The 11,649-nt window shown below is 38.1% G+C and carries 13 protein-coding genes; 5 read left to right on the forward strand and 8 right to left on the reverse strand.

Annotated features, from left to right (window positions below; translation table 11 throughout):
* Positions 1-17 precede the first annotated feature (17 nt).
* The 4 genes from ACYVM0_RS26105 to ACYVM0_RS26120 all read left to right on the forward strand — a co-directional run bounded on the left by ACYVM0_RS26105 (position 18) and on the right by ACYVM0_RS26120 (position 4,134).
* Positions 18-1,379 carry a TolC family protein gene (locus tag ACYVM0_RS26105; RefSeq protein ID WP_460562256.1) on the forward strand — a complete coding sequence of 454 codons (1,362 nt, stop codon included), beginning with the start codon at positions 18-20 and terminating at the stop codon, positions 1,377-1,379.
* A gap of 88 nt (positions 1,380-1,467) precedes the next feature.
* Entirely contained in the window at positions 1,468-1,770 is a 303-nt protein-coding gene (locus ACYVM0_RS26110; RefSeq protein WP_460562258.1) for a hypothetical protein, read from the forward strand.
* 163 nt (positions 1,771-1,933) lie between these two features.
* Complete coding sequence (locus tag ACYVM0_RS26115; RefSeq protein WP_460562260.1) at positions 1,934-3,496, forward strand: SulP family inorganic anion transporter; 1,563 nt, start codon at positions 1,934-1,936, stop codon at positions 3,494-3,496.
* A 2-nt stretch (positions 3,497-3,498) separates the two neighbouring features.
* Complete coding sequence (locus tag ACYVM0_RS26120) at positions 3,499-4,134, forward strand: carbonic anhydrase (protein WP_460562262.1); 636 nt, start codon at positions 3,499-3,501, stop codon at positions 4,132-4,134.
* Between the two features lie 56 nt (positions 4,135-4,190).
* Here the strand turns inward: ACYVM0_RS26120 and ACYVM0_RS26125 are convergent, their stop codons facing one another.
* From ACYVM0_RS26125 to ACYVM0_RS26155, 7 genes are all read right to left on the reverse strand, one after another.
* Positions 4,191-4,877, reverse strand: coding sequence for a DUF4197 domain-containing protein (locus tag ACYVM0_RS26125; protein WP_460562264.1), 687 nt, complete (start codon positions 4,875-4,877; stop codon positions 4,191-4,193).
* Position 4,878: 1 nt separating this feature from the next.
* The gene (locus ACYVM0_RS26130; RefSeq protein ID WP_460562266.1) at positions 4,879-5,640 is read right to left on the reverse strand and encodes an enoyl-CoA hydratase/isomerase family protein; all 762 of its coding nucleotides are present in this window, start codon (positions 5,638-5,640) and stop codon (positions 4,879-4,881) included.
* Positions 5,641-5,659: 19 nt separating this feature from the next.
* A complete protein-coding gene (gene paaZ / locus ACYVM0_RS26135; RefSeq protein WP_460562268.1) occupies positions 5,660-7,735 on the reverse strand; it encodes a phenylacetic acid degradation bifunctional protein PaaZ in 2,076 nt (691 codons plus the stop codon).
* Positions 7,736-7,747: 12 nt separating this feature from the next.
* Positions 7,748-8,176, reverse strand: a complete 429-nt coding sequence (locus ACYVM0_RS26140; RefSeq protein ID WP_460562270.1) for a type II toxin-antitoxin system death-on-curing family toxin — start codon at positions 8,174-8,176, stop codon at positions 7,748-7,750.
* Between the two features lies 1 nt (position 8,177).
* Positions 8,178-9,221, reverse strand: coding sequence for a hypothetical protein (locus ACYVM0_RS26145; protein WP_460562272.1), 1,044 nt, complete (start codon positions 9,219-9,221; stop codon positions 8,178-8,180).
* Between the two features lie 18 nt (positions 9,222-9,239).
* Positions 9,240-9,707, reverse strand: a complete 468-nt coding sequence (locus tag ACYVM0_RS26150) for a DinB family protein (protein ID WP_460562274.1) — start codon at positions 9,705-9,707, stop codon at positions 9,240-9,242.
* An 83-nt stretch (positions 9,708-9,790) separates the two neighbouring features.
* Complete coding sequence (locus tag ACYVM0_RS26155; protein ID WP_460562276.1) at positions 9,791-10,366, reverse strand: adenylate kinase family protein; 576 nt, start codon at positions 10,364-10,366, stop codon at positions 9,791-9,793.
* Positions 10,367-10,510: 144 nt separating this feature from the next.
* Here ACYVM0_RS26155 and msrB point away from each other — a divergent pair, with 144 nt between their 5' ends.
* Positions 10,511-11,050 (forward strand): peptide-methionine (R)-S-oxide reductase MsrB, encoded by a 540-nt coding sequence (gene msrB, locus ACYVM0_RS26160; protein ID WP_460562278.1) that lies wholly within the window; start codon positions 10,511-10,513, stop codon positions 11,048-11,050.
* A gap of 93 nt (positions 11,051-11,143) precedes the next feature.
* Here the strand turns inward: msrB and ACYVM0_RS26165 are convergent, their stop codons facing one another.
* Positions 11,144-11,647: an OmpH/Skp family outer membrane protein gene (locus ACYVM0_RS26165; RefSeq protein ID WP_460562280.1), complete on the reverse strand. Its 504-nt coding sequence runs from the start codon at positions 11,645-11,647 to the stop codon at positions 11,144-11,146.
* Between the last annotated feature and the right edge of the window lie 2 nt (positions 11,648-11,649).

Genomic DNA, 11,649 nt, shown 5'->3' on the forward strand with positions numbered 1-11,649 from the left:
CATTATTTTTTTTACATATGGCAAAGGCTAATGATTCTTTAAAAACATTGTCGCCTGGCAATTACCTGCAGGTGGTAAAAAAATATCATCCAATGGCAAAACTTGCCGCCATACAAAAAGAAAAAGCCGGCTCGGTATTGCTGGGCTCCAAAGGCGCATTTGACCCGCTTTTGCTTGGCAACGCCGGCAATAAAACCTTTGACGGTATCAATTATTACCAGTCCAATTCCACCCAGCTGGTTATCCCGGCGTGGTATGGTATTGAACTAAATGCCGGTATGGAATACCTTGGTGGTACCAGAACCGACCCCACAGCTACCACTGGTAAAACAAGTTTTAGCGGTATTAGCATTCCGCTTGCAAAAAACTTACTGATGGATAAAAGAAGGTCAGCATTGTTGCAGGCAAAAATAATGGTAAAAGCTTCGGAAGAAGAACAGCGGATGATGCTGAATGATTTAATGTACGATGCCGCAGATGCTTACTGGCAATGGGCGCAAGCCTTTTTTGTGTATCAATCCTATTCGGCCGTAACGGAGCTTAACAAAAAAAGAATGGAACTGGTGGTCACAGCTTTCCGGCTTGGCGAAAGGCCGGCAATAGACACTATTGAAGCATTATCACAATTACAAAACTTTGAATACCTGCAAAACGAAGCATGGTTAAACTGGCAAAACACCACCCAGCAGCTCAATGCATTTTTATGGAGAGAAAATAACAACCCATACGAATTACCTGAGGGGGTAACGCCCGATAAAAAACTGGAAGATCTTTTTGATATTGTTATTTTTCCGGAAAAGGAAAAAATTATTGCTAATGCAGTAGCCATGCATCCCGAATTAAGATTGTATAACTTTAAACTGAAAGCTTTAGAGGTAGAAAAAAAATTAAAATTCCAGGAGTTGTTGCCAAAGGCAGATATTAAATACAATTACCTGGGCAAAGGATTTGATTTTATTTCGGCAACCGGCAAATCTTTATTTGATAACAACTATAAATTTGGTATTAGTTTTAGTGTACCGCTCAGGTTAAGTCAGGGCAGAAGTGAATACAAAATGGCGAAACTAAAAATTACTGAATCGGTTCTGCAAAAAAACCAGAAAGAAATTACCATTATCACTAAAATAAAAAATTATTACAACCACCTGGTGAACTATAAAATACAGGTAAACCTTTTACAAAAAACATATACCAATTATTTGCACCTGCAACGTGCAGAAGAAACGAGGTTTTTAAACGGGGAAAGTTCTTTGTTTTTAATCAACAGCAGGGAAAATAAAACGCTGGAAACCCGTATTAAACTAACCGAAACAGTGGTAAAATATAATAAAGCAGCCTTCAGCCTGCAATGGGCTGCAGGTCAGCTTTGGCAGTATTAACCCATGATGTATGTTTACAAAACATTAACTGGTTTACAATCCTATTGTTTTTTGCTTTAATTTTCTTAGTGTATCTTTACCGCTTCGGATGAAAGCAAAAAAAGTTATAACTATTTTTTTAATACTGGTGCTGGCCATACAATTATTACCTGTACGGCAAGTGATCAGGTATTTTTTTATTGACAATCAGGTTACTGAAGAGCTGGCAGATGGTGCCAAGGGCGCTACCAAAAACTTTCGCCAGCTGGATGAAGATAAGTTGTTGCATGATTTTGATATGGCTGTTTCTGAATTCATCATTCTAAATAAACAGGCATTTTTTCATTTTTCAGATACGCTTCCCTCGCTTTACAACGCAGAAATTCTTACCCCACCACCCAACGAGGCTTAGTTTTTAAGCTGTTTTTTCTCTTTACAGGAGAAATTTATTTTTCTATTATTTACAGAACTCTTCACCGCTTGCTATTACTGTAGTTATTGCATCTGCAATTTATTGCTTTGCAATACCGGTAACCAGTAGCGGCAGGCGGTGTTGTATAAACTTAAACCAAAAAATGAAACGTATTTTTCAAAATATAACTGCCGATCTTTCTGCATCAATTGTAGTATTACTTGTGGCATTACCGCTTTGCCTTGGTATTGCATTAGGTTCCGGTGCGCCTTTATTTTCGGGTATTATTGCCGGTGTTGTAGGTGGTATTGTAATTGGCATTGTAAGTGGTTCGCACTTAAGTGTAAGCGGGCCTGCTGCAGGGCTTACCACTATTGTGGCTGCCGCCATTTTAAAACTACAGGTGTTTGAAGCCTTTTTACTGGCGGTTGTAATTGCCGGTATTATTCAGCTGATACTGGGTTTTATTAAGGCCGGTGTTATTGGTGATTATATTCCTAACTCGGTTATTAAAGGCATGCTGGCGGCTATCGGGTTGATATTGATCTTAAAGCAATTTCCGCACCTGGTAGGCTATGATGCCAACTTTGGCGGCGATGAAAGCTTTGAACAACCTGATAAGGAAAATACCTTTTCAGGATTACTGAGTGCCTTTAATTATATCACGCCATCGGCAGCTGTTATCGGCCTTGTTGCCCTTTTATTATTATTTCTGTGGGAACAAAAATTTATTAAAGCACAAAAATGGCTGGCGGTAATTCCGGGGCCTTTAATTGTGGTATTGGCAGGTACTGCTATCAATGAAATCTTTAAAGTGTATCAACCCGATTATGCTTTGGAGATAAAACACCTGGTAGCACTTCCGGTTGCAGGTTCAATGAATGAGTTTTTTCAATTTTTTACCTTCCCTAAAATTGAACATTTACGCAATGCCGATGTTTGGATAACAGCAGTAACCCTGGCCATTGTTGCCAGTTTAGAAACCTTGCTGGGTATTGAGGCTGTGGATAAATTAGATCCGCTGAAAAGGGTAACTCCGCCTAACAGGGAATTAAAGGCACAGGGTATTGGCAATATTGTTTCTGGTTTAATTGGAGGGCTGCCGCTTACTTCTGTGGTGGTAAGAAGTTCGGCCAACGTAAATGCAGGCGCAAAAACAAAACTTTCTGCAATACTGCATGGTGCGTTTATGTTATTATGCGTCATGTTCATTCCTTTTATCCTGAATAAAATTCCGTTGGCAGCATTAGCGGCTATACTTATTTTTACAGGGTATAAACTGGCCAAGGTATCGTTGTTTAAAAATTTTTACCAGAAAGGATGGGATCAGTTTGTTCCTTTTGTGGTAACTATAGCAGCTATATTAATGACAGACCTGTTAAAGGGAATTCTTATAGGAATTGCAGTAGGCTTATTTTATATGATACGCAGTAATTTCAGGTCTTCGGTTTTAGTGGTACATGATGAGAATAAATTTTTATTCCGCCTGAGAAAAGACGTATCCTTTTTAAACAAACCCATTATTAAAAGAAAACTGGAAGAAGTTCCGGAAAACGCTTTTGTATTGATTGATGCCACCCGGGCAGATTTTATTGACAAAGATGTAATAGAAGAAGTAAATAATTTTATGACACATGCGCATTTAAAAAACATCAGGGTAGAAATAAAAGCCAGTCAGTATAAAGCAGTACATTTATTATTCAACCAACCATTAAAAGCAGTTTAACTATGAACACATACGAAAAATTATTATTAGAAAATAAAGCCTGGGCCCAGGAAATGAATGAAGAAAACCCGGACTTTTTTAAACGATTATCTGCAATACAAACACCTGAATTTTTATGGATAGGCTGTAGCGACAGCCGTGTACCTGCAGATAAAATTACCGGCACTCAGCCCGGCGAAATTTTTGTACACCGTAACATTGCCAATATGGTGGTGCATACCGATGTAAATCTTTTAAGTGTATTGGATTACGCTGTTAACTATTTAAAAGTAAAACATGTGATTGTTTGCGGCCACTATGGCTGTGGTGGTATTAAAGCAGCAATGGGTAACCAGGATTTTAAGCCCGTTTTAAATATGTGGTTAAGAAATATCAAAGACGTTTATCATGTTTATAAAGACGAATTAAACGCCATTGGCGATGAAGAATTAAGAACCGACAGGCTGGTTGAATTGAATGTGAAAGAACAGGTAAGCCATTTAGCACAAACCTCCATCATACAAAGGGCGTGGAAATATGAAAATGGCCCTCACCTGCACGGATGGGTATATGGATTAAAAGACGGTATCATAAAACCTGTAATGGAAATGACGCCGGGCTCCGCAATTGACCCCTTGTATCATTACGAAGATCTGTAAATAAAAAAAACCGGAAGAAAATCAGCTTCCGGTTTTTTTATAAAAATTATCCGACCTTAATTTTTTACTGTTGCTGCAAATACTTTTTGTAATAAACTACTTGTTCTTGCCTGTGCATTTGTTCGTACTTCGGTTTCTTTTTCTGCAATTTTATTAAACATTAAATTAGCTACCAATCCGCTCATTAAATTTCCCAGGTTAAGGTTCAGTTTATCGCCTGCAAATAATTGTGCCGGTGCAATCACCTTATTCCATTCGCCGGTTAATTTATACTCGTTTAATGCACCGTTCATTACCGGTGTAATGGCGTTACGCAATGTATCGCCAATTGTTTTGCGTAAATAATCTGTAGCAGCTGTACCACCGTTTTTTACAATACCAACGGCATCTTTTATATTCATTCTTTTAATACCAGATAAAAATATGGGCACTGATTTTTCTGCAGTTTGTTCTGCTGCTGTACCTAATGTTGTGGTAAAGCGGCTTACTTCTTTGCTCAGGCCTAAAGTTTCCAGCGTATTAAGCACGGGTTTTAATTCTTCAGGAAATAAAGCGCTCATCAGGGTTTCCTTTGATATCATTCCTTTTTTGCCCAATAAATTTCCACCACTTGTTGTGCCGATGGATAACATTTCACGTATGGCATTTTCTGCATCCTGTGCTGTAAATAGATTTTTAACGCCGCCGCAGGAGTTCAATAAAAAACAACCTGCAACAAGTACCATCAAATAAACTTTCTTCATGTTACACTTTGCTTTTAAATTTCGCTATAGCGTTTTTTGTAAAATCACTCAATACCAGGCGGCCACTGATAGCTGCTCTTTCTTTTAATAATTCATCCCAGTGTTCGGTGCCTTTCCAGAATATTTTTTTCATTTCGGCCATTGCCTGCGGCGATGAGTGGGATAAGGTGTTGGATAACCGTTGAATAGATTCATCCATGTTCTCTATATTTTCATGCACTTCGGCAAACATGCCTTTGCGTTTTGCCCAATCGGCATTGCGCCACATGGTAGCATCAATGGCCAATGCGCTGAATGCAGCCGATCCTATTTTTCTTTCCACTGCCGGTCCTACCACAAAAGGCCCTATACCAACGGCCAGTTCACTCAGTTTTAAATCGGCTTTATCTGTTGCAATAGCGTAGTCAACCGAAGCCGCAAGGCCTACGCCGCCGCCTACACATTTACCCTGTATACGGCCAATGATAAACTTGGGGCATTTACGCATGGCATTAATTACATTGGCAAAACCGCTGAAAAATTTTAAACCTTCCGCTTCGTTTTTAATATCAACCAATTCATCAAAACTTGCTCCGCTGCAAAAAGTTTTATCACCGGCACTTTTTAAAATAATTATTTTGGTATCATCATGTGTTCCTGCAAAATGAATTTCTTTAGCCAGTTCTTCTAAAACTTTACCGGGTAAAGAATTGCTTTGCGGATGAAAAAATTCTATTGTGTTAATGCCGTGTTCAATATGGCTCTTTACGTATACTTCTGTCATAACAATATTTTTATAAAAGTTACTGATTTTTCTTTTTCACCATTGTTAAAATGGTTGCCACGCCGGTAATTTCATTGGTTTCATCTAAAAATTCCACCAGCCATTTTACTATACCTTTATCAATATCATCGCCACGCTTAAAATCTTCCGGTTTTTCAATTACACGTTTATCGTTGGGTAATTTTTCTTTACAGGTAAAACGGATATACACTTCTGCACCGGGATAAACCGGTTTTGTAAAACGTAATTCATCAATGCCATAATTCAACAGCACCGGGTTAATTTCATAACTATCCACAAATAAGCCGGCTGCAATACTCATGATAAAATAACCATGTGCCACCTGTTGTTCAAACATGGTGCCTGTAAAATCGGTGGTTTTAATATGGGCATAAAAATGATCACCACTCAGGTCGGCAAATTTGTCAATGTCTTCACTGGTGATGATTCTTTTATCAGTGATGATCTGGTCGCCTATTTCCAGTTCTTCAAAATACTTTTTAAAAGGATGTTTGCCGGGATCTTTTCCTTTGGCATTAGGCTGGTAAACATTAGTAATGGCAGTGATGGTGGTTGGCGAACCTTGTATTGCGGTTCTTTGCAAATAATGTTTCACACCACGTATACCGCCCATTTCTTCGCCACCACCTGCACGGCCCGGTCCGCCATGCACTAATAACGGTAAGGGTGAGCCGTGACCGGTACTTTCTTTGGCACATTCATTATTCAAAACTAAAATTCTCCCGTGGTGCGATGCTGCGCCTACTACATATTGTTGTGCCGTTTTATAATCGGCTGTTACAATGGTAGACACGAGGCTTCCTTTGCCCAGTTTACTTAAAGCAATGGCATCATCAATATTCTTATAGGGCATGATGGTACTCACCGGGCCAAAAGCTTCAATATTGTGTGGTTCAAATGAACTGTGCGGTGTATCATTCATCAATAAAACAGGCGAAAGAAATGCGCCTTTATTTGCATCGGCATCTATCACTTCTACACTATCTAAACTGCCATACACAATTTGCGAGGAAGCTAATAATTTTTGCACCTGCTGTTTTACTTCATTGCGTTGTGTTTCTCCCGCAAGGCTGCCCATTCTTACTTTTTCATTCAACGGATTACCAATGGCGGTTTGTGCAAGTGATGCGGCAATCGTTGTCCACATGACTTCCATTTTATTTTCAGGTACAAATATTCTCCTGATGCCGGTACATCTTTGCCCGGCTTTCAATGTCATTTCACGTCTTACTTCTTTTACAAAAATATCCCACTCAGCCGTCCCCGGTACAGCGTCTTCTCCTAATACAATACAATTCAAGCTATCCGCTTCCATGGTAAATGGGGTATTCTCTCTTAAAATATTAGGGTTAGATTTCAGCATTAAGCCTGTTGCTGCGCTACCCGTAAATGTTACCACATCCTGCGATGTTACATGATCTAACAAATCACCTGCACTGCCGCAGATCAATTGTAAACTTCCTTCGGGTAAAATTTTTGAAGCAATGATTTCTTTAACTACCGCCTCGGTTAAATAACTGGTAACGGTGGCAGGTTTTACAATGCAGGGCATGCCTGCTAATAAATTCACCGCAATTTTTTCCAGCATTCCCCATACGGGAAAATTAAATGCATTAATATGTATGGCCACACCTTCTTTGGGTGTAAGAATATGGGTGCCCATGAAAGTATTATTCTTACTCAGGTTATGGCTTTCACCATCAATGCAAAAAATTGCATCAGGAAATTTTCTTCTTAATGATGCGTTGGCAAATAAATTTCCAATACCGCCTTCAATATCCACCCAGCTATCGGCTTTGGTGGCACCGGTCTGGTAACTGATGGCATAAAATTTATCCAGGTGATTTCTTAAATGCAAGGCCAGTGCCTTTAGCATATTGCCTCTTGCATGAAAAGTCATTTTGCGTAAGGCAGGATTGCCCACGGCCCTGGCATATGCTGTAATGGATTTAAAATCCAATCCTTTGGTACTTGCTGCACCAATTACATCCGCAGTAACGGCGTTGTATAAAAGTTGTCCGTCGCCATCGCCTGTTATCCAGTTGCCTGTGATATAGTTGCCTAGTTTGTTCATATTGCAAATCCGTTAAGAAAGTGACCCAATTATTTTAAGTTTCAATTCTTCTGAGTATTCTTCTTCATAAATTAATGAGGTAATAATTTCAAAAAGCAAATCTTTGTCTATCCTGTTATCGGCGACATTTACGGCAATATTTTCCATTTCGATAATAAATTTAGAAACCATAATATCAAAACCATTTAATTCAAGAAAAAAAGCGCCTAAGGCAATTGAAGTTCTCTTGTTACCATCGGTGAATGCATGGTTTTTATTTATAGAAAAAACAAGGTGAGTAATTTTGTCTTCTAAATCCGGATAGTAATCATCATTTTGAATATGTTCCAAAGGACTTTCAAGATTGCCTAAGTCTTTAATCCCGTTTGCACCTCCGGAAATCTCAATAATTTTATCATGCGTTTTAATAGCATACTCTGTTGTGAAATATAAAAAAGCCATTTTACCTGTCTTTTAAACGAATGAATACATCTTTGTTTTCTTCAAGCCTATCCTCAAGAGTTTTGCTTTTTTCTCCTAAAAATTTTTGAAAATCTTCTGATTTTACTACGTCAATATACTCCGAAAGTTTTTCGTGCAAAGCATCTCTAAAAGCCATATCACGGCTTGCCATCAGAGTTCTGGCTTTTTCTCTTAACGGCTCATAAACCTTTTCGGTTATTTGTTCAAACTGGTTGAATAAAATATGGGCGTCTGATAATTTTATTTTTGTTTGAGTTTTTTCGAATTCTTTTTTTAGATAATCTGCAAAGCCATTTTCATAACTGGAAATTAAATCCAATACTTCTGAATACATTGTAGAACGTACACTTTCTTTGGCGCTTAAGTTTAAAATCTGTCGGTACTCTTTTGACTTTTCTTTAAAAATACTTACATAAATTTTATCTGTCAGCTGACCATATTTAAATTTATTAGGTTCAATATAATTGTCTAAGGCATTCGTATATTCCTGGCGGTAATTGTATTCTCTTATAGCACTTGGTAAAAACTCTTCTTCTCTTTGATTAATAAATTTCGTAGAGCCCCCCATCTTTTTATTTAACACGTCGATTACAATGTTTAGAATAAAAGACCTTAATTCTTTAGCTTTTGCACTCTCTGTAAGCAGCATTCCTAAGTTTAGAAATGCTTTGAAAGTGAATACCCCAATAGATGGGGCTTTTTCATTAATTAACTGATTATCATAGTCTACAGACATGTCACCGACATTAATGTCGGTGACATGCAGATTTTTAAACAATCTTAATCTATTACCAGTTAAAATTTCATATCCGTTTTGTGTTAATTCTGTTGAATATTGGCTCAAATATCTATCAATAGTTCTTTCTTCTACCCCAAAATAATTAGTTACCATATTTCTGGTAAACCTAAATTTTCCTTCAAACATTATTCCAACAAAGCCAAGGTTGTCATACATTTCTTTTATGGCAAAGTTGTTATTTAAAATGTTCCCTCTTTCTATTTGAGAAACGGTTAAATTTTTCATCTTACAAATTTATTATAATTAAATCAACCCAAACTGCTTTGTATGATGCACCACATGTTTATAATGCAGTAACACCCATTCTTCAAAATTCAATTCACCAAATACAGGGTGTAATGTGGTCTTATAATCGTCGCCTTTAAAATAGTCCACAAACTCATCAATGCTTTGTTGCAGTGCGTTAATGGCTTCTTCCATTGTATTGGTTCTTACCGGCAGGGGTTCTTCGCCAATTACAGAAGTAGGTGCTTTGGTATTTTCCCTGAATTCTTTATCGCTTAATAAAAAAGCTTTCAGTTTGGGCAAATGTTCTGATGGTGATACTAAAGGAAAATGTAGTTTACCGGAAGACACTTTAAAAAAACCAGTTACATGCTCAATCATTTGCTGTGCATTCATCTTGCCCCAGTTTCCCTGTGTACTGGCCGATAAACTATGCAGCAACAAAGGAAACTGCTGTTGTATAAAATCCAGTTTTGTGGTATCCATATAGCTTCTTTAGTAGCACAATGTAAATAAAAAAAGCATTCCGCCAATTAGGGGAATGCTTTGTAAAAATAATGTTGTTACCGTTATATCCGCTGGTCTATTTCTGCGCTTAGCGATTTAAAAATATCATCTACCGATCCTTCTCCTTTTACCATCACCACTTTATCAAAATTATAATAGTAATCTGCCACTACTGCTGTTTTGTTACGGTATTCAGTAATTCTTGCCCTTATCACACTTTCGTTGGTATCATCACTGCGGCCGCTGGTTTCGCCACGTTTCATTAATCTTTTCACCAGTTCTTCTTCACTTACATTTAAAGCCAGCATTACAGCTATCGAAGTTTTTTTAAGCTCCAGTAATTTGTCCAGCGCTTCTGCCTGTGCAGGCGTACGGGGAAAGCCATCAAATAAAAAACCTTTGGCATTGGGGTTGGCATCCAGGGCAGAGCTTATCATGCCTATCACCACTTCGTCCGGTACCAGCTGGCCTTTGTCCATTATTTTTTTTGCTTCCACACCCAATGGTGTCTGGCTCGCAATTTCGCTGCGTAACAGGTCGCCGGTGCTCAGGTGTTTTAATCCGTACTTTGCAATTAATTTCTCGCTTTGCGTTCCCTTGCCGCTTCCGGGTGGACCAAACAGTATTAAATTAAACATATTTACTTGCTTGCCTTAAGATGTAAGCAAATATAATATACGAACTTTAAATATCCTTTAACAATTGAAAGAAACTGTTGAAAATCTTTAGGTATGCCTGTTACGTATATTTAAAACCTTTTATAAACAGCAGTGTTATTAAGTATGAAGATTATATTTTCCTTATCATTAGTAATGGTAGTTTTGTTAACTGCCTGCAGTACTAATTCAGACAAAAAAAATAAAACAAACACGATGGATACTTCGCAAAAACAGAACCCCGTATTTTCCACTACTGATACCGGTAAAGTAGAGATCAGCAACGATGAGTGGAAAAAGATACTACCTAAAGATGTATATGAAATTGCCAGGGAAAAGGGAACCGAAAGGGCTTTTACCGGAAAATATTACGAACACAAGGAAATAGGTACTTATCATTGTGCCGCCTGCGGCAACCCGCTTTTTCGCAGTAATGGCAAGTTTGAAAGCAGCTGTGGCTGGCCCAGTTTTTTTGAGCCTATCAGCAAAGGCAGCATTATTTATGCCCCCGATAATACTTATGGCATGAAAAGAACTGAAGTAATGTGCGGCAGGTGCAAAAGCCATTTAGGCCATGTATTTGAAGACGGACCGCCACCCACCGGCCTGCGCTATTGCATCAATTCAGTAATTCTTGATTTTGAAAAGAAAGAAGACAGTAAGTGATAGTGGACTTATAAAAAATACAAAACCCGGTGTTCAACCGGGTTTTGTATTTTAATGCTGTTGTATTAAAACGCAATAGAGATAAAAGACCGGTTATTTTATACCCAGTTTCTTTTTAACCCTGTCTGTTATATCATCCCCGGGAGGATAAACGATCACCTGGTCTTTATAGGCTACATGGGTATAACCATTTTCTTTAGCAACATCCTGCACCGCTTTAATTAATTTTTCCCGAATAGGCTTTACCAGTTTTTCTCTTTCTGCATCAATGGCGCTGTTATTCTGCTGCTCTTTGCCCGATAATGAAGCAATACGATTTTGAAAATCTGTTTTTTTGATACTCTTTAATGATGGGGTCATGTTAACAGAATCAATGTAGAACTTTTCAATATCGGCACTTAACTCCTTTTGCATGTACGCATAATTATCTGCCAGTTCTTTTTGAAATACCATCAGCGAACTGTCGGCTCTTTTAGCTTCAGGCATCATACCAAATATATCTTCCACACTTACTACCGCTACTTTTGATTGTGCTGTACTTATTTTGCTGCAGCAAACACATAATAATAGTAATACTGCAATTATAATTCTTTTCATAA

This window comes from Ferruginibacter profundus, from assembly GCF_054783275.1.